The following is a 24,153-nucleotide window of genomic DNA, read 5'->3' on the forward strand; positions in this document are numbered from 1 at the left end:
ATCACATTTATCTCGCGAATCAGTCCAATTCTTCGTTTAAGCCATATCCAACTAGCAAAACACATAAGTGGATCTAAATTTTCATCTCAAAGTAATTCCATTGTTCACTTTTGTTTATTATATTAGCGATACTTTAACGTGGATAGGTTGAGGTATACCGTGTATTTATCAAGGAAATCAGTTATTAGCAGTGCGATATCTGATGGCGTACTTAATAAGAGAACGCATAAAATCTGCAAAATACTTAATGATATTGATGACAGGATCAGCATTGCACCTGCCACCGGTTTTATAGAGTTTCTCAAAGGAATGGAAATGACCAACGGCGAGTATCGCCGCACTGGCATAGTTAAAGACAGCCGCTCTATTTTCCTCTACAACGAAGGTCTTCTTAATCCTAACAGCACCCTATTCCTCGCGAGAAAAGAACAAGATATTTTGGGCACCATCAGCGTGATAGGCCGCCATGAAAACAACATCCCTTGTGCCACGTTGTTTCGTGAAGAACTTGACGCGTTGCGCCTGGAACAACGCAAAGTGGTTGAGTTAGGCACCCTCTCAGTAAAATACCAATCAGATAGCGACAATTTGGTGTTTATGCTTTATCTCAAGATCATGATTTACACCATATTTGTTGAAAAAGTGGATGATATATTCATTCAGGTTAAGGCAAATGTGGCCTCATTTTATGTGCGTAATTTCTTGTTCAAAAAGGTAGGGAAGAACAAGCTGCATCCGGATTACAGCAATCTTGAAGCCTCCCTACTACGTGTGGACGTGAAAAGCATTCGCGAAAAAATCTATGAGCAGAAGTGTTATGGCTCAAGGGGTTGGCTGCGCATCCTGAACGAACTTGGGTTGTTGAAGCAATATCGGGTTATCTCTCACCAATGCCGGCAGTGCTCTCGATTCACGCCAGATAAACGCGATGCTGAAGTTTATCAATACCTATGTAATCTTTAACTGCCCCCCGATGACAGATCTTTAGATGCGCGCGATAAACTGCTGTTTAGCTTCAATCGACGCAGTGGCTTACTGATGCGCATCTTTCAGTGATTTTATTGGATGTTGTAACTTAAGCCCGTCATAAACAAACGGAGCATTGCCAGAAAAATTTGCACCCGGTAGCATTTCTATTCTCTTTTTAGGATGCTTCGCCCAAATTTTGTGATCCAGATGAAGGAATCAATTTTTAGCGCGTTGACTAATTTCTAACCTCATCTGAAAGTAATGTTAAGCGCTCAGGGTCACAGCGAAAAATATACACAGCACTGTGTGTTGATACGCAATTTATTGCACCCGGGTGCACAAATGCCCTATCCACCTTACAGAGATACAAACATGAATATAATCAAAGCAATAATAATCGCCTGTGGTTTGCTCAGTGTGTTTGTCGTGCAAGCCAAAACGTATATGGTGGGCGTTGCTCTGGCTAATCTGGATCTTAACTTTGTTTCAATCCTTCGCAGTCAAATGGAAACGCAGTTGAAAGAGAAAGGATTGAATAGCCAGTTTGCCGATGCCAAAGGCGATGTTTCACTGCAAATCCAGCAGGTTGATGATTTTATTAATCAGGGTGCCGACGCGATTATCGTGAACCCGGTAGACACGCAAGGTGTTATGCCTGTGATTGCGGCAGCAAAGAAAGCCAACATCCCTCTGATTTTCGTCAACCGTAAACCTGAAGTGCCCCTGAGCGGTAAGATGGCTTACGTTGGCTCCGACTCTGCTTTGAGTGGAAAAATGGAGATTGAAGCGCTGGCAAAACGCATGAACAACCAGGGGAACATCGCCATCCTGATGGGTTCACTCTCTACCGAGGAAGCTCGCCAACGCACTAAAGCCGTTGAAGATTATGTCAGCGCCCATCCAGGTCTTAAAGTCATTCAAAAGCAGACCGCTAACTGGCAACGCAATGAAGCCGTCGATAAAACCCTCTCCTGGTTACAGGATGGCAATTCGATCAACGCCATTGTTGCTAACAACGATGAGATGGCAATCGGTGCGATTATGGCACTGGATCAGCTGAAGAAGAGCGATGTGTTAGTGGCTGGCATTGATGGCACACCGGATGGTTTGCAATTCATCAAGAATGGCAAAATGGCGGTGACCATTTTCCAGGATGCGAAAGGCCAGGCCATTGGCGCAGTTAATGTGGCAAGCGATATGCTAACCGGCAAGAAAACCGAAGCCTATAACTGGGTGCCCTATCAGACCGTCACGAAGGAAAATTACCAGGCGTTTACAGACAAGAATCAAAAATGAAACTGAAGGCGGCCCGCAGGGCCGCCGGGAATGACCTTCGCTTCCGCAGGCAGAGTTTATCCTGCTTCAGGGGCCTGATCATGACAGCAGCAAAGCCAAAACGTGTGCCGCTTTCAGTGAGATTTTGAAGAGCACCTTGTCAGGAAGGATGACTTAAAGGCAACGATCAGTACGAATTTTGTTGCTTCCATTGCAGTGGCAACCCGCTATGTTGAGCTAAAAAATGGAGGTTAACATGGTAAAACCGTCTTCGCCCTGGTGGTGGGATCTTTCCACTCGGGAATTTAGTGAACTCGATATGGCAAACATAGTGGCTGTCTTACCGATTGGAGCCGTTGAGCAGCATGGTCCACATCTGCCGGTACGCGTGGATGCCGCCATAAATGCGGGCATAATTCAACGCGCCGTTAAACTCATGCCCGACGACCTGCCAATGTTGGTGTTACCCGCCCTGCCGATTGGCAAATCAGACGAACACCTGGCTTATCCTGGTACGCTTTCACTGCCGTATGAAGTGCTGGGCAAAGTGTGGTTTGAAGTAGCAAAAAGCGCCTGGCGGGCGGGCATTCGCAAAATCATTTTCTGGAATTCCCACGGCGGCCAACCGCAATTAATGGAGATTGTTTGCCGTCAACTGCGCATCGAACTGGGGATGTTTGCCGTTGGGGCCAGCTGGTTCCGGACAATTGATGCATCAGACCTGTATAGCGAAAAAGAGATGCAGCACGGCATTCACGGTGGAGAATCAGAGACCAGTATGATGCTGCATCTGCATCCCGAATTGGTGCAGATGGCATATGCTGATGATTTCGTCTCAACCTCAGTGGCGTTGGAGGCCAGTGGCGGGATACTCAACCCTGAAGGCGGTATAGGATTCGGCTGGATGGCACAAGACCTTCATCTCTCAGGCACCACAGGCAATGCAGCCGCTGCAGATGCGGAACGGGGTCAGATTGCCACCGACCGTGCAGCACAAGCCTTAATCACCCTGGTTCGTGAGGTGCAAGCGTTTAACCTGGACTTCCTCAAAGGTGAAACTGCCTTCCGATCAAAGAAGGTTTAAGCAGACGTTGAGGGCAACCAGACGGATGCCCTCAACGCTAACGCAACGTCGACATCATACCTTTTAGTGTCTCCGCAAATACGCTACCAATAGCGCTTGTTCCGCGATCGTGACCAATCAACATCAGCGTCTGTGTATGCTGCGCAAGCTCACGGACCGGGATATAGATCAATCGCCCGCTTCGTTGATCTGATTCGATATCAATCGGTGTCAGGAAAGTCAGCGTCTGGTCCATCATCGCTGACTGGCGCATCACCTCAATGGAATTAGTTTCGATGACTGTTTGCAGATTGATCGATGCTCGCGCAAAAACCTCATTCAAGTATGGCCTGATGACCATAGATTTATCAGCAATCACCACGGGATAAGGCAGACAGTCACTAAGACGTAGGCTGGCTTTTTCAGCCAGTGGATGACCGGTGCCCACCACGGCCCCCAGTCGCACCGGTACACTGGCAAGTTTTCGATGCACAGGCTGCAGTTCAAAATCAAACCCAATCCCCAAATCTGCTTCACCGCTTGCTACTGCATTGGTGATGTTTTCACCCGTGGTGAGTTGCTGAAGATGCAATTTCACTCGTGGATTAGCACGGCGAAACTCCGCCGCCGTAAGGGGGATGAGATTGGCTGCCAGCCCGCTCATCATTGCTACTGTGACTTCACCGCGCCGCAGTCCTTTCAATTCCTCAATCTTCATCTGCGCTATTTCAATTTCTTTAAAACTCTGACGCACGTGATGAATCAAGGCTTCGCCCGCTGCGGTTAGCACCATCTTACGTGGCAGTCTCTGGAACAAGGGTGTACCTAGCTCTTCTTCCAGCGCAATCAGTTGGCGATTAATGGCTGAGGCCGAAATATGTAAACGCTCAGCGGCTTTGCGAATCGAACCACTGCGCGCTATTTGGTCGATATAGATAAACAAACGGTGCTGAAGCATGCTTTCCTCTGCGTTGCCTTTAAGTCATCGGTAAGTGCGAAAAATGATGCTTTTAAGATAATGCTCTTCCGGTAATTAATACAACAAAACCACACCAGGAGAACACATGATGGCAGACGTATCCCGCAGAAAATTTGCGAAATTAGTGGCTGGCGCGCTGTTGTTACCGGCTCTGGCTCCCATGCTGTCGCGCAGCGCAATGGCTGCGAATAACACCATAAAAATTGCCCTGCTGCTGCCAGGCTCTGTTGCCGATGGTGGCTGGAGTTCACTGGCATTTGCTGGATTACAGAGCCTGAAAAAGGCCGGTTTTAGCGTCGCCTACAGTGAAAGCGTACCGCAAGCTCAAATGGAACAAGTGATCCGAGGTTACGCTGACGATGGTTACACCCTGATCATTGGTCACAGCTTCGAATACGGTTCCGCATTTGCCGAAATTGCGCCGGAATACCCAGAAACCTACTTCTTCGCCTCAACGTTCAAACCTGGTGAGAAATCACCTGGTAACGTTGAATACGTCAACCTCGCGTATTTACAAGGCGCCTATGCTGCAGGGGCACTGGCGGCACTGATCTCCGATAAAGGTAAAGCCGTCGGCTTTGTTGGCGGAGGCGATAACCCCACTCAGCAAGCCATGATGCGGGCCTTCATTCAGGCTGCAGAAAAGACCCGCCCCGGCATCAAAGGTATGGGTGTGGTCACTGGCGATTATGACAACGCCGCCAAAGGCCGTGAAGCGGCCACCACCATGATTGGCAATGGAGCAGATGTCATTTGGCATGCCGCTGATGTGACCGGCTTAGGCGCAATGCAAGGCGCTGCCGCGGGTAAAGTGAAGGCCATCGGTTGTTATGTCGATCAGCGTGATGTCGCACCAGATTATGTCGCGTGCAGCTTCCGTCAGAACCTCGACTGGATGGTTGAACAAGTCGGAGAGTCAGTCGCCAATAAAACCTTCAAAGGGGGTGATGAATGGCATCCAACGGTGGGTAAAGCCTGGTCGGTGGTCAGCGGCAATGAACACTACAACAGCAAACTCGTCAGCGCGGATGCATGGGCTAAATTCCAGACCATTTGGCAGCAGCTCGACAGTGGCGCGTTGAAACCAACTGTTTAACCGGCGGGAACTTGTTATGACAGCAACAGCACCTGTTCGCGTGGCACTCAATCACATCACCAAACGCTTTGCTCGCGTCGTGGCCAACGATGGCGTTTCATTCAGCATAAAAGCCGGTGAAATCCACGCCTTGCTGGGAGAAAACGGTGCAGGTAAAAGCACCTTGATGCAGATTCTGTATGGCCTGTATCAGGCAGATGAAGGTGAGATTGTCGTGGATGGATTACCCCGGCGTTTTCGCGATCCAAGTGATGCCATCCACTGCGGCATCGGTATGGTTCACCAGGAATTCATGCTGGTACAGCCAATGACCGTGGTCGAGAACGTGGTGCTGGGGTTGAAAGAGAATCGTAGTGGTGCGCTCAATCTGCAAGCCGCGGCTCAGAGGTTACAGGCGCTATCTGACAAACACGGTCTGGCCATCGATCCCTGGGCGAGCGTGCAACATTTACCCATTGGCGTGCAGCAGCGCGTTGAGATCCTCAAATTATTGTACCGCGACGCCCAGGTACTGATTCTTGATGAACCCACTGCAGTGCTTACGCCACAAGAAAAAGAAGGCCTGTTTGCCACGTTAAAATCACTGTGCGCTGAAGGGCGTTCCGTCGTGATCGTGACACATAAATTGTATGAAATCATGGCTATCGCCCATCATGTTTCGGTGATGCGCGGCGGCAGGATGATCGATTCGGTCGATATCAATGACACTTCAGAGCGCGATTTGGCCCGCCGCATGGTGGGCCGTGATGTGATACTTCGCGTGGAGAAATCCCCCTGTCAGCCGGGTAAAACGGTATTGCATGTCGACAATATTGCGGTCCGGGATGCCAGCGGTCAGCAAAAAATCTGGCGCGTTTCTTTGCAGGTTGCAGCCGGAGAAATTCTGGGCATTGCTGGGGTCGAAGGTAACGGCCAGTCCGAGCTTGCTGAAGCATTACTCAATCTGCGCAAGCTGGAGGCCGGGCGCATTTTGTTAAATGGGGCCGATATCAGCGAGGATTCCCCGGCAGTCCGTCGTCATAAAGGGATGGGATTTATCCCCGCCGATCGTCGTGGCGTCGGTTCAGTCACAGCGTTATCAATCACTGACAACGCCTTGTTAGGCCGCCAACACCGTTTCACTCGGGCAGGTGGTTGGTTGCTGGACCGACAGCGCATCAGCCAGCATGCCCGCGATATTATTGCACGTTTCGCTGTACGCACACCCGATGCGGATTTCGAAGCTGGAAAACTCTCTGGCGGAAATTTGCAGAAATTAATACTAGGACGAGAAGTAGCGAGCGATCCCTGCTTACTGGTGGTTGAACAACCGACACGTGGATTGGATGTCGGAGCGATTGAGAGCGTGTGGCAAGGGTTAATTGCGGCGCGCGATCGCGGCTGCGCCATTCTGATGATTTCCGCAGAACTGGAAGAGATTCTTAACCTGTCCGATCGCATCGCCGTGATGTACAGCGGACAAATCGCGGGCGAACTACCTGCTCATGAAGCAACAGTAGAAAAACTGGGTGAGCTTATGGCGGGCGCTCATCTGCAAAAAGGAGGCGAACGTGAAGAAGCTGCTTGAGAGACGTCTCGCCCCTGCAGAATCGACTGGCGCGCTGATGCTGACCAGTATCTGCGGCATTATCGCCGCTTTCGCTATCGTGGGATTGTTGTTTATCCCCTTCGGCGGTAACCCGCTATCAGCTTATGGTTTCCTGTTCAATGAAGCATTCGGCTCTCTGCGCAGTCTTGGTCTGAGCATAGTCCAGGCCACGCCACTCATGCTCATCGCGCTGGCGACCATTGTGGTATGGCGAGCTGGACTGGGTTATATCGGCTTTGAGGGTTGCTTTTTACTGGGCGCTGCAGCAGCCAGTTGGATCGCGCTTTCAGGTACACCACAGGGTTTTCCGTGGGCCATCCCCCCTCTGTTGTATTGGCCGATGGTTTTATTGGCCGCGTTTCTAGCGGGTGCCATTTGGGCCGGATGGGTCGGTGCGCTTCGCGTCAAATTCGGCGGCAACGACGTCCTGATTTCATTAATGGCAAATTACGTTGCGTTATTCATCGTGCAATTCCTTGTTTCCGGACCGATGCGTGCCCCGGGCGACCTTCCACAAACGCCACGTTTGCCCGCCGATAGCTGGTTACCCTTTGTGATGAACGGTATGCGTGCGCATTGGGGAATCGCCATTGCTCTGGTCGCTAGCCTGTTTGTTTACTGGCTGTTGCGTGCCACGCCGGCGGGCTTTGAAATAAAAATTGCTGGCCTGAATCCACGTGCTGCACGCTATAGCGGAGTTGATGTTAACCGTCGTCAGATGGGGGCCGTATTGCTCGGCGGAGGATTAGCTGCGCTTGCCGGGTTGTGTGCGGTGCTTGGCGTTCAACATCGCTTAATGGATGGCATTTCCGGAGGGGTGGGTTTTATCGGCGTGGTCGTCGCTTTGCTGGCGCGTCTGAATCCGTTGCTGGTGATCCCTACTGCGATTTTATACGGCGGGCTCGAAGTGGGCGGCAGTGCCATGCAGCGCCAAACCGGTTTACCCACATCGGTGGTGTTGATCCTGCAAAGTCTGGTGGTGTTACTAATCCTTGCCGGTGATTTGCTGCGCTACTACCGCATTAACTTACCGGGTTTACGCAGATCCAGCCGTCCATTTGTGGAGGAGCAATCATGAATTTGCTGGCTAATCTCGATACCGCGTTCTTTATCAGCTGGCTTGCCGCCGCGGTACGACTTGCCGGACCGGTGCTACTTGCTGCGCTAGGTGAAATCTACTCCGAACGTTCCGGCGTGCTCAATATTGGCATTGAGGGCACCATCTTACTTGGCGCGCTGGCCAGTTACATGATGGCGGTTGAAAGTGGTTCCACGGCGCTGGGTTTTATCGCGGGTGGCGTTGGCGGCTTGATCGTTGGCTGTGTGCTGGCCGCGCTCTATCTGCGCGCACATGCCAGCCAGGTCGTGGTTGGCATTGTGTTTAATATTCTCGCTGCCGGGCTTGCATCGTGGATCTATGCCTTGGTGATGGGCAATGGGTCGTCGCCAACCATTCCTATGCTGGAGCCCTGGCATATTCCGGTGCTCTCATCCATTCCCGTCGTTGGACCGATTCTGTTCCAGCAGCCGCTGCCCCTTTACCTCACGCTGATTCTGGCCGTATTGGCACAGTATTGTCTGTTTCATACGCGCTTTGGTCTTTCGCTGCGCGCCGTTGGAGAAAACCCGCGAGCTGCACATGCTGCCGGCCTGAACGTACTGAAAATCCGAACCTGGGGCGTGCTGTTTTCCTGTGTCGGAGCGGGTTTAGCAGGTGGCTATCTGGTCACCGCGCAAATTGGCCTGTTTCGCGACAATATCGTCAGTGGTCAAGGGTTTATCGCGCTTGCTATTGTGATTTTTGGCCGCTGGAGCCCACTAAAAGCCCTGCTCGCCGCCTTTATCTTTGGTGCGGCTGATGCACTGCAACTCTCTTTACAGCTGTTTGAAAACACGCTGCCACCGCAGGTGCTGCTCGCTCTGCCTTATCTGCTCACGATTCTGGCGATGTCAGGTGTCGTGGGACGCACATTACAACCCGGCGCACTGACGCAGCCTTATCGAAAGGAATAATGATGAAAACGTTTCGTTTCAATAATCTGAAAGATGTTCAGGCTTTCCGTATTAGTCCGGACAGCACCAACTACTTCGCCATCCTGTGCGATAAAACCCTCGATGGCATTGAGAATATCTTTGTTGTAGAGATCTTTAACGTCGGCGGCGCGACGCCTCCTAATGAACATGCCACTGCCCATGAGTTTTTCTATGTTCTTCATGGCGAAGGCGTGGCGCGCTGTAATGATGACGAGTTGGTGATCAGGAAAGGTGATTCACTGCTGTTACATCCAGGTAACGATCATGCCATACGTAATACGGGAACTGAAAAGCTGTATACGCTGACGGTCATGACACCAAACGAGGGCTTTTCCGAACTGATTCGCAGCGGTGACCCTGTCACATTAGACAGTGAAGATTTGCGTATTCTGACGGGAGCCTGAAATGGGGTTAAACGTATTGGGCAGCAACCGATTTAACCAATGGCGTGTTTCAAAAGAACTCATTGATACACGTCGACCAACGCAAGTTTCACGCCCGGTCGAGCTGAGCACTGGCGAAAGGTCTGTGATTTTTGATTTGCAGCACACCGCGATCGTCGTGATTGATATGCAGAACGATTTTTGTCATCCCAATGGCTGGCTTGGCCACATCGGGGTTGATATCACGCCTGCACGCGCGCCCATCGCGCCGCTACAACATTTGCTACCGGTACTGCGTCAAGCTGAGGTGCCGGTGATCTGGCTTAACTGGGGTAATCGACCCGATAAGCTCAATCTCAGCCCTGCGCTATTGCATGTTTATAACCCCTATGGCGATGGCGTTGGCTTAGGTGATCCTCTCCCCCTTTCCGGTGCGCCTGTGCTGGAAGCCGGCAGTTGGGCGGCTGAAATTGTTGAAGAGTTAACGCCGGACTCACGCGATATCCGCATCAACAAATATCGTATGTCCGGCTTTCATGACAGCGAACTCGACAGCATTCTGCGTAACCTTGGCATGACAACACTGCTGTTTGCTGGCGTGAACCTCGATCAATGTGTGCTTTGCACCCTTCAAGACGCTAACTTCCGGGGTTATGACTGCCTGCTTCTTGAGGATTGCAGCGCAACCACTTCACCCTCTTATTGCCGCGACGCCACGCTGTACAACGTGCAACAGTGCTTCGGTTTTGTCGTTCAGGCATCGCAATTACAACAGCAGTTGGAGTGTGATTGATGAGTTATTTATTGTCCGACGGCTGGATTATCACCATGAACCCACAGCGTGAAATCCTGGAACAAGCCAGTTTGGTGATTGAAGGCCAGCATATCCGTGCCATCGGAACACGCGAGACGCTCAGCCTGCAATATCCTGAGGCAGAGGTTATCGATTGCCGTCAACGCATTATTATTCCGGGTATGGTCAACACGCATACGCACCTGTTTCAGACGCTCATAAAAGGGTTGGGCGACGACATGGTGCTGAAAAAATGGTTTACCTGTATGACCGGACCGAGTGCTGTCGCGTTAACGGAAGAGGATGTTTATGCCGCAGCCCTGCACGGCTGCATGGAGTCTCTGCGCTCAGGCGTCACTTCTCTGGTCGATTTTATGTATGCTCATCCCCGGCCGGGTTTGACCGCAAAAGTCATTGAAGCTTTTGAGGTCAGTGGTATTCGCGGTCATGTATGCCGTGGATTCCTGACCACTGGCGCTGAACATGGCATCCCTGAAGCACTTATCGAAACGCCGGAAGCCGCGCTGGCAGACGCACGTCAGGTTATTCATCGATATCATAAAGCCGACGGCCGCGTCAAAGTGGGCCTGGCACCCAGTATGATTTGGGCTCTGGATGAGAAAGTGCTGCGCGGTACCCGTGAGCTAGCCAATGAAACTGGCGTACTCATCACTACGCATGTGGCGGAAACTGATTTTGAAATTGAACAAGCCAAACTGCGTTTTCAGGGAACAGACACCGAATTCCTGAGTGATATCGGTTTCCTTGGTTCTGATGTATTGGCCGTGCACTGTGTGCAGTGCAGTTCTCGTGATATCCGCGCGCTAAAACATCACGACACACGCGTCTCGCACAATCCATGCAGTAACTTATATCTCGCGTCCGGCGTGCCTCCCATACCTGAAATGCTGGCGGCTGGATTGACGGTGGGACTCGGCTCCGACGGCCCTGCCAGTAGCAATAATCACAGCCTTTTTCAGGCGATGAAAGTTGCCGCACTCCTGCAAAAAGGGGTACACCGCGATCCCACCATTATGACCGCGGAGAAGGTGCTGGAGATGGCCACCATTGATGGTGCCCGAGCCATTGGTCTTGATCATCTGGTCGGTTCATTAGAAGTCGGTAAGCGCGCGGATGTGGTTATTGTTGATACTTCGCATCCGGCGATGACACCCATCCACCACCCAGTCTCATCGCTGGTATATTCCGCATTAGGTCATGAAGTCAGTGATGTATTTGTTGACGGTGCGCATTTGCTGCGAAATGGCGAATTTACTCAGATCAACCAGCAAGCCGTAATGGCGCGTTCACAACGTGCGGCACAATCACTGGCCGCACGAACCGGCAATGACACGCCACGAGGCTGGCGTTCAATGGCATTTTAATCGGTGTTTCTTTTGGCTTTGAATGACCCAATAAACACCCCCTTCAATCAGCAGGTGAGATTGAATTGCGTTAAATCAAGCGCCACCGAAGGTGGGCAGCCAGCCCACCCAGCTCAGTAACCAGGCGACGATATTCAGCACACCGAAAATCATCACAAGCACAATCGGAAGCGTGGAACGCGGCATCCCGGCAAAACGCTGTTGTGCTTTCCATGCCAGCATTGCCGGGATAAACACGGCCCAAAGCGTAGCAAACAGTCCTGCGAAGCCAATCGCGGCGACAAAGCCATGTGGCCAGAGTAATGACGCCATCAATGGTGGCAGAAAGGTCAGGCAGGCGGTTTTCAGCCGTGCAGCTGGAGAATTGCCCCAGCCTAAACGATCGGCGATGAAGTCAAACAGACCGGCTGTAACGCCGAGAAAGGACGCAATCACAGCGAAATGCGAAAAGATCGACATCATCAATGCCAGTGCGCTGACGTGCAGATGATTGCTCAGCGCCGCCATAAGCGCGGCGATATCGCCACCCTGCTGCACGATTGCAGGAAATGCCGCGCGCGGCAAATTGCCCATGGTGCTGGTAACCCAGAATAGATAGAGTGCCAGCGACATTAGGGTGCCGAGCACCAGCGCTTGAGTGATATGCCGTTTGTTACCATCGTAATAACTCACCAGCCCGGTGATATTGCCGTGATAACCAAAAGACGCCAGACAAAACGGTAATACGCCGAGAGCATAAGGCCAATAGCTTTCCCCAACTGGCGCCGCGCTGATCAACGAAGGCAAACTGACCTGCGTGAGCAAACCACCAAAGAGCAGGATCAATAGCAGGATTTTCGCCAGTACGCAGAAGGTCATTAAACGACTCACGCCAGTGGTACCGAGCCACACCACGGCGGCAACGCAGAGCGTTAGCGTGATTTTCGCACCGGCGGTGGAGAGCGGCAACCCCGCCAGGTTGAGCGAGTGCTGATACACCGGACCGCTGGCGGAAATGTAGGCATAGGTCAGGATGCCCAGCACAAACAGAATACTGAGACCGTTAAGCGTTGCCCAACCGCGACCCAGCAGGTCTTTAGTTAAGGTGTCATATCCCGAACCCTGTGGGTAATGCAGGCTGGTGCGCATAAACAGCAAACCGGATAGCAACATCGCGCCCCACGTCACCAATAACAGCAGCAGCGCCCAACCAAACCATGCACCGGCCATCACAATTGGCAAGGTGAACATACCCGCACCCACCACCGTGCCGCAGATAATCATCGCGCCCCACCAAACAGAGGGTTGGCGACGGCTCAAGGTTAAATCCGTCATTATGTAAAATCCCTGCAAACATCAAAGGCGGCGATATTACACGGAAAGCGGCGTGAGGGAGAGGCTACGGCAGCAGGTCGTGGTGCGGTGAGTGTCAGCTTAGGGTGACAGCGTCATTCGTCAGAGAGGTGTTCAGACTTGTTGTTGATGAATTCATCGAAACATTGGTAAGTGCTGGTATCAAATAACGAAATGGCCTCTACTTCATTCATTGGTATCACATGTCGGAAATGTTGCAGGTTCAATCCCTTTGAGTCCGCCGTAATCCCCTTCTTCAGATAGAGTTCGTAATAACGATGTTGTTCGTGATAATACAACGTGTCCTTATCCCGGTAGCCACTGATACAAGGGATGATAGACAGGTGCTGGGTGAGACTGTGCTCTATACGAGGTGCGGCGACATAACCAATGTAGACCTTGCGTGATTTAAGCGTAACGAAAATCAACATGTCCTCATCAATAGCCTGAACCAGCAGGGATTCAATCGCATCCAGGGCTGCCATTTCACGATAGGCGGCCTGACGGACGCGTTCGTCACGCAATGATTTTTGTGCGGCATCACCTGCCCTCCAGGCGATAAAACACCCTGCACACAAAGAGAGAATGAAAAACAGTGGATATGAGAGAGCCGTTTTGTTCGTTAACCACGAATAGAAGTCTTGGATGCCATAGGTGGACACAAACAGATGGGGGATTGAAATAATGAGACTAACAATGAGTAAAAACAGGTAGATGAACAGAACCAGGCAAAATCCCTGAATGACAAACTTGCAACCATGCATGGCAACATAAAAGTACGATGTCCAGCCATTAGTTCTGGCCTGGCGTATGCGTGATTGATAATGATTTTCTGTAAACCAAAAGCCACAGACCAATACCACCATAATCACCAACGGACCCATCGTTAATCCTTAACGTTTCGCGGCCAATTCCTTCATGCGAGCCTGCATGGAATCGCGGACCTGAGGATTACTCATATTTAACCAGGCATTACCGTTCGCATCAGTGATAATTTTACTGTCATTTGACTGCTCAATATCCTGCTGGTTGATTGATTGCATCAATCGCCCCGGCATGCTGAGAAAACGCTCCAGAAATTTTGGCATATGATCTCCTGACTTCACGAAGTTTAAACCGTCAACGGGCATCAACCGTTTCAACATGATGCCTCCTCAAAGTAAAAACTCAACCTTTCCTGAAATTTCGACATTTAAATGTGGGCAACATTCAATTCAAGTCTGAAAAAGTAGCCCTTTTAGAAGGCAAAACAAGCCATCTCGCTTTAAATGAACTGAATATTTATACAGCACTTAGCGGTGAATCTCCAACGATAAATCAAGCACACTTTCTGACGCTGGCTACTGACACGGGCGCATCTGGTGCACCCGTATATCCATCATTGATAAAACGCAGGGCGTGGTGGCATGGTAATCGGCACAATCTCACCGTTGTTCTGCGCGGCAACACAAGCATCGGCAGCAACCGCCGCAGCATAGCCATCCCAGGCCGATGGGCCCGTCATGTTGTCAGACAACACATTATTAATGAAATCCTGCAATTCCACATCATAGGCATCGATGAAGCGCTTTTTCCAGTCGGTCAGAATTCCCGTGGAGAGTTTAGCCGCGCTTCGCGTCTGAACGGACATCGGCTCAGGTAAGCTCGCAATCCCGGTCTCACCCACCACTTCACACTGGATATCATAGCCATAGGCACAGTTGACGAAAATTTCGACGTCAATACGCACACCTTTCGCCGTTTCCAGCAGCACTATCTGTGGGTCTTTCAGATGCGATGAGGCTTTACGGGTTTTACGCGGATAAATCACCTGAGCACTGACGTAATCGTCTTTCAGCAACCAGCGCAGAACATCCAGTTCATGGATCAGCGTATCGGTAATCGCCATGTCCGTGGTGTAGGCATCGCCGACTTCCGGGTTACGGTGTGCGCAGTGCAGCATCAAGGGTTCGCCAATGTCTCCGCTATCAATAACGCTTTTCAATGCACGATAGCCGCTATCGTACGGGCGCATGAAGCCAACCTGCACGCGCTTTTTACCACTCGCGATCTCCGCCTCCACAATGTTCATACAACCCTGCGCCGTCACCGCCAGCGGCTTTTCACAAAATACCGCTTTCCCGGCTTTAATCGCTGCCAGCACAAATTCTTCATGTGTCGGGCCCCATGATGTCACCAGAACCGCCTGTACATCGGGAGCATTAATCAGGTCATGTGCATTGTCATAGATCTCGGCTTTGAGCGCGAAATCGGTCAGGATCTGCTCGCAGTTAGCACGGTTGATGTCATTCAGTGCAACCACGCGAGCGTGTTGCAGCACCTGACTGCAACGACGAATGTGTTCGCGCCCGATTGCGCCAGTGCCAATTACACCAATATTCAGCGTCATGGTTTGTTCCTTCGTTCTTCTGTACGAGTAAAATTAATGGTTCAGATAGTCAATGCTGGTACGAATCTCACGCGCGATATCCGCTTCGCTCCACGCTTCCATCACTGACGAGAAGGGTTCAAACGCGTAAGTACCGGTGTAACCTCTCTCCTCCAGGCGCTGGACTTGTCGTTTCGATTGCAACATGTCATCAGCGCTGAGCATGATGCGTTCTTCATCAGTCAATTCTGCAACTGGACGTGTGTCCGTTACGCCAGACAGGTGCACCAACCCAATGTGGTTAACGTCAACGCCTTCGGCGAAGTCCTGCTCTGCCCCTTCATACAAATGATGATGGAAGGTATCGAGCACGATCTTAAATGGCACACCCGCCTGTTTAATCAGCTGTTGTGCCAGCGCCGCAGAACGCAGCGAGCTCTGCGGAAAGCCCAACGGCTCCACCAGCCCTTCAATGCCATATTCGGCAAACAGCGGCGCGAGGGTTTTTAATGCCGCCACCGTTTGTTCACTTGAAATCACCGTGCCGTCATTCAAAGGACACAACACCAGGGATTTCGTACCCGTTGCACGCGCGTCCTTTAACAACCCGCGTGTTTTTTCCAATACCTCATCGGATAACTGGTTAAACGGATACACCGCATTGATTGTTTCGATGGTCAGCGCATGTTGATTTGCCAGTTCGAGGACTTTCTCGCCGCCCAAATGATCTGTCACACTGCCACTTTTCATATCATTACGAATTTCGACCTTATTTAACCCCAGATCTTTAACCAGCGTAAAAAACTGGTTAATACTTAAATTCGGCGCAATTTTTCGATTAATACAAAAACGGTCACTACTTATTTTATATGTCATAAATCTTCCTGAAATCATTATCAGTATTTTGAGTTTGGTTATTCTGTTTTGCTGCAGTACTTAACGTGGTTTGATAGTAATTTATCTTATTAAGTTGTACTGCGTCATCGTTGAGTGATTTACATCAGCCTCATGCAAGCCTCGAACGCAGCTTTAAGGCTTGCCGTCATACAGCGCGAAGAAGTAATGCTCGACCTGTTCCAGACTACGCCCTCGCGTTTCCGGAATGGTGCGCAGCACAAACATCGAGCCACCAATACCGATGATCGCGAAGGTGAGGAATGCGCCTGCAAGACCAAAAGCAGCCAGCAATATCGGAAATGCCATTGAAATAGCAAAGTTGGCCATCCACAGTGCGAACACCGCGCCGCCCATGCAGATCCCACGCATGCGCGCCGGGAAGATCTCCGAAAGCAGCAGCCAGGTCACCGGGGAAAGTGCGCCTTGCTGGAAACACAGGAACATCAGCATGCCAGTCAATACCAGATAGGCACGCAGCAGATTGACCTCTCCGCCTGCCAGATATTCCGGCATGAAGAAGCACACGGCGGCAATAAAGAACAGGCATGCCGTACAGCCCATCTGTCCCACCAGCACCAGCGGTCGACGACCGATTTTGCCTATCATCCAAATCCCGACCAGGGTCATCAACACGGAAATGACGCCGTTGGCAATGGTGGCAAACAGCGCGGCATCATTGCTCAGCCCCGTTGCTGTCAGCATGGTCGGGGCGTAGTACATAATGGTGTTCACGCCGGTCAACTGCTGGATGGCAGCGATACCAATACCTAACAGAAACACCTTACGTAGCCAGGGCGTACGCAGATCGCGCAGCCGACCTTTACCTTTCTGCCGGTTTTCTTCAATGGTCTCTTCAATCTCTTCTAACTCCCACTCAACATCCTCTGCTGCACGGGTCTTCTCCAACACATGTCTGGCTTCGCGGACATTGCCTCGCATCACAAGCCAGCGCGGGCTTTCTGGCATAAAAATCATGCCCAGCCACAACAGCACGGCGGGAACAGTCGAGAGTGCCAGCATCCAGCGCCAGGTATGTTCACCCCCCCAGATTTCATTGAAGGTTGCATTCGAGACATACGCCAGCAGTTGACCCGATACAATCATCAACTCCTGTAAGGTCACCAGTTGGCCGCGTTTATTGGCTGGCGCGATTTCAGCGATATACACCGGCACAGTCGCCGCAGCACCGCCCACGGCAATGCCGAGGAAAAGTCGTGACATAATCATCGACACAACATCCGGCGCAAAGGCTGAACCGACTGCGCCAAGGGCAAAAATAAACGCCAGAGTGATGATGATTTTGCGCCGGCCCATGGCATCGGCGAAATGTCCGGCCAGTAAAGCGCCGAATGCGGCTCCAAACAGTAACGAGCTGGTCACCAGGCCCGTGGTGAAGGGCGTTAATTGCAGGTCACTGCGCATAAATAACAGCGCACCCGATACCACCCCAGTATCGTAGCCAAATAATAATCCGCCGAGCGTTGCCACCAGCGCAATAATCTTCACAAAAGGCTCAGTTCGCGTCACGCTATTCGGGCCTGACGCGGTATTGGTCGAGATATACAGTTCTTTTTCCATAACCTCTCCTGGTAAAAACGCATTTGGAAATACAGCAGAACAAAACAGAAAATGACGCTATCGGTATTTTTATTTCATGTTAATTTTTATTTGAAATTCATTTTCCGAAATGTGATATCAAGCATTCTGGCTGATTTATTTTGATGGTTAAACATCAAAAGGGAGCGTTAATTTAAAGAGTGAGAGGCGAAGATGGGTTCGAATAACCCTAAATTGAGGTGGGCGATATTGATTAATAGCGGCGTATATGTATTTAAACATTCGAGAGAGGAAATAAGAAAAACCTTACGCCAATGGGTATTGGCGTAAGGTAAACGCGATCAGAATTGCCAGCGAACCCCGCCGTTATAGCGCCAGCCTTTCGTACCGTTACCGTCAATTTCCTGACGATAGTCGGCCTCGGCATACAATGAGAGATTCCCTTTTAGCGCGGCCGTACCACCGATGCCCACATCCCACATCTGTCCGAACTTCCCGCTGTCGAAACTGACACTGTCCGCGCCGCCGTTAATGCTCGCTCGCGTAGTGGCCGCCCCTCCCCAACCACGCGTATAGCTGGTGTGCAGATAAGGCGTATATTGCTGGCCGGTTGTATCTTGCCAGGTGCGATCCAAACGCGCGCCCACGCGGCCAATGGTTTGATCGTAATTGCCCCAACTGACGCGTGTGTTATCTCGATCCACCAGATCATCCATGTTAAGTTGCAAGTACATTAACTGCGCCTGCGGTTCGAGACGTACGCCATTGCCCAACTGCCACGGATAGCCGGTTTCCAGTGAGGCGCCCCAACCATTGCCTTTCAGTTTGCCCACCTCTTTTTGCCGCGCAATATCGGTATCGCCACGATGCCAGTCGAATGACAGTGCCCCATCAACGTAGAAGCCACTGTCACGCAGCCAGGTGCCGTACAGCGACAAGGTATCGCTATCGAAAGTGGTCGAGCTGTAACCGTCCGCTGCATCAGGACGAATACGGGCATTACCGCGCGTATAGGTCACCCCGGCTCGCAAACTGTCGCTGGCGCCTTGAAGATGAATCAGATTGCCGCCCAGTTGCACTGCGCTGTAATCAAGATCGAAATCGTAGCCGTTTTGACTCAGGCTGCGATCCGTCTTGTAGGTGAGATTGGAGCCCAGATAACGGATAAACATCTCACCACCGTTGCCCGCGCTGCTGCCCGAATCCTGACGTAGCTCTCCCAGTCGCTTATGAAGATCGTCCATCACCGCCATGTTGTAGTAGGCCAGCCCGACCGGCGCAGAAATATAAGATGGCATCTGAGGCGTAAGTTGTGGGCGCACCGCATTACCTGCTGCATCGCTGACAAAGTTACTCGCGAGACGAAAATCCTGACCGGTTCCGTTAGAACCGCTGTAAAGACCATATTGATAAGGACCCGCGGCGACATAGCCCTTTGCCAACGCGAAGCTGTTAGCACTGGCATTGCCGGTTACCTGCGCCAGTGCAATGCCCTGTTCAGGCGTCATCACCGCCAGACGGTTCCCCGTCGGGTTAACATCCAGCAGAGTGGTGCCGCTGGTATTGCCATTCACACGCACACTGTCACTGACGCCTGTATCAATTTGCGTATTGAGCTTCACGCGTCCGCCAGCTGAATTGAGATCGCCATCGATGGTTAGCGTGTTGCCGGGAACACCATTGCCATTAGTCAGATCCAGCGTACCGGCATTATTCACTACCAGCGAACCGTCGGTGGCGCCACTCAGCAGTGGATTGACGCCGTTGCCCGCATACAACGTTGAACCTTCACCGATATTAATGGTGCTGTGCGCCAGTTTCAGGTTATCGGTCAACGTCCATTGAGTGTTATCGAAGTTGATGGTGCTCCAGCCACCGACAAGGTTGGTGCCTTTGCTCAGGTCATCGGCGCTAAATGACCCGCCGCGCGCATTGATGTCATTAAAATAGAGCGTGCTGCCTGCGCCATTCTGCGTGGTGATGTGCCGGGTATTGGCCAGATCAACCTTCTCCACCAGCGCCTGGTTAGTGCCGCTCCCCATTGTCACGCTGCCATTAAGCGTGCCGCCGGACACCTGCACGATGTCGTTACCGGCCCCCGTATTCACATCCCCCACCACGCTGCCTGACATCAGTGCAATGCGGTCGTTGGTCGCGCCGCCCGCCACCACCTCAATATCCGGGAAGGTGGCGCTGATTTGCCCCTGGTTGATAAACAGTGTTTGCCCTCCGCGCAGATCAATCACCGGTGAGACTTTACTGTTTGAGACGATACTGCCCCGGTTAATCACCTCACTGGCGGTGTCAGTGACAATCGCCGATCCGCCACTAAAGTCATACACACCGATAAAGCCTTCGTTGATCACTCTGCCGGTCGTATTAGCGCGTACGCCGGTAGTATTGGCACCCGAAAGGAAAATGGTGTAATTGGGACCGAGGGTCAAATCGTTGTGGGTGACAGAACCATCTTCATTAGCAAACAGATAGCCGATGCCGGGCGCGTTGGTCAGGCTGTTGCTGCTGACGTTGATATAAACATGGTCGTCATAGCCGAACGACGTTGCCGAGCGAATGCCATTACCGCCATTGACGTCCAGTCGCACATAATTCAGTGCAATATTGCTGGTTTCAGCGCGGTTATTAATAAGATTGCGGGCACCACTCAATTCCACATGATCGGCGATAAATCCTGCGGCACCGTTATCAATCAACACCGTGTCTGCGTCACCGCTGGACCAGATATTGCTGCTGTAACTGTTGTACTGTTCGCCTTGCCCATCACCAATAATGTTAAGCGAACCGCCATTGCCAACACGAATGGCAGCGGTCCCTTCGGAATAGATCTGTCCACTGTTTTGCCAATAAGTTGACGCTCCTGATGAGGCATCCAAAGCCACACCTTTATAAGCGGAAATCGAACCACTGTTGACCAGAAGGCCGCCATCCGTCAGTGCAACCGCGCGGCTGTTGTTGCCATTGACGGTGACGGTACCCTGGTTATTGATATAGCCGCCGTCGCCTGCACTCAGTAACGAGATGTTCTCCGCATCCGTCGTCAGATTGGAGCTGTTGCTGATGCTGCTAAAGCCTTCAAGCGCCTGATAACCGATTTGATTGGCAGCATGGAATGCAATTTGACTGCCTTCACCAATCACTACTGTTCCGCCATTGCCCGCCTGCGCGCCCACCGCATGTTCACCGTACAGATTGATGGTGCCATTTTGGTAGAAATAAGCTGCGTCCCCAAAAGCTACGCCGCCCACGGAAGGCTGTGTCGCGCTGGCATTGCCGGCGGAGACATTGATCGTGCCGTTGTTGGTCGCACGAGCGGCAACCGAATAGGTATAACCCTCGGAGTAAAGCCCGCTACTGCCATTCGTGATCGACACAGTACCATTGTTGGTGGCATTCCCGCCGAGCGAGCCAATCCCCACCGTGTTGCTGCCTTCCAGCGCGATATCACCGTTATTGATCAGCTGCCCAGAGCTACTGGCAATAAAACCAATCTGCCGATCCTGCGAGCCATAGATATTGGCATTGTTAGTCAGCAGCGTGTTGGTGTAAGGCAGCGTTGTGGAGTTGGTAATATTGCCATTGAGGTCGGTACGATTGCCTTGTACCTGTGCCACGATGCTATGTATGCCATTCATATTGACGGTGGTTGCAGCGTCAATTGTGCCCTGCGCAGCACCCTCAATACGCAACCCGATGCCATTTTCGCCGAGATTAAAGATGGCATTGCCAGTGGTGACCGTGGTGTTATCACCACTGCCCAGGACGGCGGTGGAAAGGTTGCCGTTTGAAATTAACGTCATGCCACTGCCATCAAAGCTCGCGCCATCCTGCACACGAAAGATGGATGCGTTATCTCCCGTTACGCCGTAGTGGCCATTCTCGGGCAGTAAAATTTTTGCGTTCGGCCCCATAGCGAGAAAGGTGATTTGATCGGCACCGCTATTACCCGTGGGTAGAGCCGCCTGCGACACATTCACCGTGGCATTGCCTTCCGCGCGTATCCCAATCGCGCCAACTCCGTTTAAGGTGATCGGTCCGCTGATCTCCGCCGAAGCGACGCCATCGATACCGTTCACCCATACTGCGGTGTTACGTGTTCCTTCCGTGACATTTGCATTGCCAGCAATATTGATTGGGCCACTCGACCAGGCGTGCGAAAGAGCACCGTCATTCGCCGTCACCAACAGGCCGGTACCGTTATCGCCATTCAGGTTAATCACTCCGGCATTGCCCACCTGACCGCCGCTGCCAGAGTCCATCACCGCCAGTCCAGTGCCGCGACCATTGACATCAATGACGCCATTATTCAGGGTGACGGCATCCGCGCCGCCAGACACGCTCATCGCCGCGCCGCTTTGTACGCCCGAACCCATGATGATGTGGCCGTTGTTGACTACGCTGTTGCGACCCAACTGAAGGATACCGGTGGCGCTATCCAGCATAATGTCAGACGTTGCATCACCGGGATGATTTTGCGGCGTACGACCAAGATAGATTGTGCCGTTGTTAGTAAAGGTGCTCGCATCGCCGCTCAGCGTCACCGCTGTTGCACTGCCGTTGTCGCCGACCACATTGATGGTGCCGTTATTCACCCCTTCGCTGTTATCCAGCACAACGGCTGATCCCGCGCTGTTGATAATGCCGTTGTTGATAAAGTGACTATCACTGGCATTTACCGCTAATCCGTTAATGCCGAGCGTGCTGTTATCAATGCCACTCCCATCGGCGTTATTAAAGAAACCGCTATTAATCACACCGTTGTTGATGCCGCTGCTGCCATTGGTTAATACCAGAGCATCATTATCGGTGATTCCGCTGCCGGTACTGGCGAGCTTGCCGTTTATGGTTGCGGTAGCGCCATTGTCCGCACGCATGGCCCCGCCATTGGCATTCGCCACCTCAAGGGTTTTTCCTGCCTCAATAGTGGCACGCGCATTCGCACCGTCAGCACTGAGCACCACGCGTTCGCCTATTGGCAGAAAGGCTTCATCGTCATCCGGAGTATTCACTCCCCACACCACCTGCCCGCTGCTGAGCGTCACTGCTTTATTAAATTCGTTGTTGTAGTCAGCGGAACTGATTTGGCCATTCTGCAATTGCTCAATCAGCCAGTCGTTGTAGTTTTGCAGATCGGTCAACGACGTCACGTTAAAGTCGGTGGTATCGCCATAGAGGCTGGTCACACTGAATGCGCCGTTATACGCCACCAGATTGTCCACATTCAGACCCCACCGCGACACGGCAGGAATCTGCGTCGCGGTGAATGTGACACGGTTATCCGAATCCCAGTTCATGTTGCCTTTGTTGCTGGCAGTGAATAAGCGGCTCTGCTTTGCCGCCATCTCCCAACCATTTGCCACCGTGCTGGCTCCCTCAGTGCCTGGTTGCACGTTGATAGTGCCATTACTCACTGAGGTAACACGCGCATCAATGTACTGCTGATTCTTCACCTCTTCGAAATCGGTGACCAGGGTGCTGCTATCGACCGGGGCGAGATTGCTTAACGCGGCAGTGTTGTAAGTCTGAAAATTGCTGTAAGAGCGGTGATCCTCATTAGGCACGGAGATCGTGAAATCCTGCGCCCCCAGACTCAACCTCTCTTTACCTAATAAGTTGTTATCTGTCACCAATCGGCCTTGATCCTGTAACTCGCCAATGGAGACCTGCAATTCGCCACTTTTACCCGGCGTAAATTGCGGCAACCCCGTTAGCGATTGTGTGCTGCCGTTGCACACGCAAAACACCCCCACTTTGTTGTCATTTTTCGCAGGGTCAAAGGGTTGAATCACGGCGGCATTGGTTTGCATCGCAGGAATCATAATGCCTTGTGCAGCCAGCAAACTGATAACCAGCGGTTTTAATTTAAATAACACCCTTTCCTCCAGAGAGAAAATAATATTTTCCGCGCGGCAAAAACTAATACCGCGCATGACGATTGGTTTAATAAACGTGAGAACAAGAATGGAGAGTGCATTATGTCGAGTTATCTCACCATTTCGTAAAGAAAACGTCTAGCTGGAGTTAAGGTGAACAGGAAGGTTTAAGTCAAATTAAGAATTAACCCTTGAAAATCAGCAGGTAACGCGGGGTAACTTAATGGATTCATCTTCATTTATATCAATGCATTAGTCTAAATTTAAAGTCCATTCATTACTGAGTTTATTGAGGTTTATATATTCTTATTATGGATATTCGCAGATAACAGAAAAAACGATTTCCCAGTGAAACAGATCCATTCTATTTTGAATATTAATGTTATGAAGATTAATAAGCGCAGCGCTGTAGCGGGTCGGAAATAATTGACTCAAAATTGATATGCTGTCGATTCTCGAAGGCAGGAATCAAAGCGAGGATGTAAATTCGCGCCATCGTAAATTTGTGATCGTTCGCGCAACAAACCAACAAACATCCTTGTATGG

Annotated in this window: 18 protein-coding genes; 10 read left to right on the plus strand and 8 right to left on the minus strand. The window is 51.4% G+C overall.

The annotated features are described in order from the left end of the window. Positions 1-315: 315 nt before the first annotated feature. The 3 genes from AC1MDE_RS01175 to AC1MDE_RS01185 all read left to right on the plus strand — a co-directional run bounded on the left by AC1MDE_RS01175 (position 316) and on the right by AC1MDE_RS01185 (position 3,328). A complete protein-coding gene (locus AC1MDE_RS01175; RefSeq protein ID WP_058961015.1) occupies positions 316-963 on the plus strand; it encodes an N-acyl amino acid synthase FeeM domain-containing protein in 648 nt (215 codons plus the stop codon). Between the two features lie 378 nt (positions 964-1,341). Then, positions 1,342-2,265, plus strand: coding sequence for a substrate-binding domain-containing protein (locus AC1MDE_RS01180; protein ID WP_058961016.1), 924 nt, complete (start codon positions 1,342-1,344; stop codon positions 2,263-2,265). A gap of 235 nt (positions 2,266-2,500) precedes the next feature. Further along, positions 2,501-3,328 carry a creatininase family protein gene (locus tag AC1MDE_RS01185; RefSeq protein ID WP_479402031.1) on the plus strand — a complete coding sequence of 276 codons (828 nt, stop codon included), beginning with the start codon at positions 2,501-2,503 and terminating at the stop codon, positions 3,326-3,328. Positions 3,329-3,365: 37 nt separating this feature from the next. Here the strand turns inward: AC1MDE_RS01185 and AC1MDE_RS01190 are convergent, their stop codons facing one another. Beyond that, complete coding sequence (locus tag AC1MDE_RS01190; RefSeq protein ID WP_255479001.1) at positions 3,366-4,250, minus strand: LysR family transcriptional regulator; 885 nt, start codon at positions 4,248-4,250, stop codon at positions 3,366-3,368. Positions 4,251-4,371: 121 nt separating this feature from the next. Between AC1MDE_RS01190 and AC1MDE_RS01195 the strand changes: the two genes are divergently transcribed. Genes AC1MDE_RS01195 through AC1MDE_RS01225 form a run of 7 tightly spaced genes read left to right on the plus strand, consistent with a single transcriptional unit; the run spans position 4,372 to position 11,565 of the window. After that, complete coding sequence (locus AC1MDE_RS01195; RefSeq protein WP_034830133.1) at positions 4,372-5,382, plus strand: BMP family protein; 1,011 nt, start codon at positions 4,372-4,374, stop codon at positions 5,380-5,382. 16 nt (positions 5,383-5,398) lie between these two features. Beyond that, entirely contained in the window at positions 5,399-6,949 is a 1,551-nt protein-coding gene (locus AC1MDE_RS01200; RefSeq protein WP_480344136.1) for an ABC transporter ATP-binding protein, read from the plus strand. After that, the gene (locus AC1MDE_RS01205) at positions 6,933-8,048 is read left to right on the plus strand and encodes an ABC transporter permease (RefSeq protein ID WP_058961020.1); all 1,116 of its coding nucleotides are present in this window, start codon (positions 6,933-6,935) and stop codon (positions 8,046-8,048) included. Before AC1MDE_RS01200 ends, AC1MDE_RS01205 begins: the two co-directional genes overlap by 17 nt. Then, a complete protein-coding gene (locus tag AC1MDE_RS01210) occupies positions 8,045-8,983 on the plus strand; it encodes an ABC transporter permease (protein WP_058961021.1) in 939 nt (312 codons plus the stop codon). The genes AC1MDE_RS01205 and AC1MDE_RS01210 overlap by 4 nt, the downstream gene beginning before the upstream one ends. Positions 8,984-8,985: 2 nt before the next feature. After that, a complete protein-coding gene (locus tag AC1MDE_RS01215; RefSeq protein ID WP_034830140.1) occupies positions 8,986-9,408 on the plus strand; it encodes a cupin domain-containing protein in 423 nt (140 codons plus the stop codon). 1 nt (position 9,409) lies between these two features. Next, positions 9,410-10,180, plus strand: a complete 771-nt coding sequence (locus AC1MDE_RS01220) for a cysteine hydrolase family protein (protein WP_058961022.1) — start codon at positions 9,410-9,412, stop codon at positions 10,178-10,180. After that, on the plus strand, positions 10,180-11,565 hold the full coding sequence (locus AC1MDE_RS01225; protein WP_058961023.1) for an amidohydrolase family protein: 1,386 nt from the start codon (positions 10,180-10,182) through the stop codon (positions 11,563-11,565). Before AC1MDE_RS01220 ends, AC1MDE_RS01225 begins: the two co-directional genes overlap by 1 nt. Before the next feature lie 75 nt (positions 11,566-11,640). Here the strand turns inward: AC1MDE_RS01225 and AC1MDE_RS01230 are convergent, their stop codons facing one another. The 7 genes from AC1MDE_RS01230 to AC1MDE_RS01260 all read right to left on the minus strand — a co-directional run bounded on the left by AC1MDE_RS01230 (position 11,641) and on the right by AC1MDE_RS01260 (position 23,607). Beyond that, positions 11,641-12,879 carry an aromatic amino acid transporter gene (locus AC1MDE_RS01230; RefSeq protein WP_058961024.1) on the minus strand — a complete coding sequence of 413 codons (1,239 nt, stop codon included), beginning with the start codon at positions 12,877-12,879 and terminating at the stop codon, positions 11,641-11,643. A 113-nt stretch (positions 12,880-12,992) separates the two neighbouring features. After that, the gene (locus AC1MDE_RS01235; RefSeq protein WP_058961025.1) at positions 12,993-13,781 is read right to left on the minus strand and encodes a hypothetical protein; all 789 of its coding nucleotides are present in this window, start codon (positions 13,779-13,781) and stop codon (positions 12,993-12,995) included. 9 nt (positions 13,782-13,790) lie between these two features. Further along, positions 13,791-14,042, minus strand: coding sequence for a hypothetical protein (locus AC1MDE_RS01240; RefSeq protein ID WP_236699759.1), 252 nt, complete (start codon positions 14,040-14,042; stop codon positions 13,791-13,793). 233 nt (positions 14,043-14,275) lie between these two features. Further along, on the minus strand, positions 14,276-15,286 hold the full coding sequence (gene iolG, locus AC1MDE_RS01245; RefSeq protein WP_058961026.1) for a bifunctional inositol 2-dehydrogenase/D-chiro-inositol 1-dehydrogenase: 1,011 nt from the start codon (positions 15,284-15,286) through the stop codon (positions 14,276-14,278). Positions 15,287-15,319: 33 nt separating this feature from the next. Further along, on the minus strand, positions 15,320-16,141 hold the full coding sequence (locus AC1MDE_RS01250) for a TIM barrel protein (protein ID WP_480344137.1): 822 nt from the start codon (positions 16,139-16,141) through the stop codon (positions 15,320-15,322). Between the two features lie 153 nt (positions 16,142-16,294). Continuing rightward, positions 16,295-17,740: a sugar porter family MFS transporter gene (locus tag AC1MDE_RS01255; RefSeq protein WP_337023009.1), complete on the minus strand. Its 1,446-nt coding sequence runs from the start codon at positions 17,738-17,740 to the stop codon at positions 16,295-16,297. A gap of 320 nt (positions 17,741-18,060) precedes the next feature. Beyond that, positions 18,061-23,607, minus strand: a complete 5,547-nt coding sequence (locus AC1MDE_RS01260) for an autotransporter outer membrane beta-barrel domain-containing protein (RefSeq protein ID WP_480344138.1) — start codon at positions 23,605-23,607, stop codon at positions 18,061-18,063. Positions 23,608-24,153 lie beyond the last annotated feature (546 nt).

Source organism: Pantoea folii, assembly GCF_056678875.1.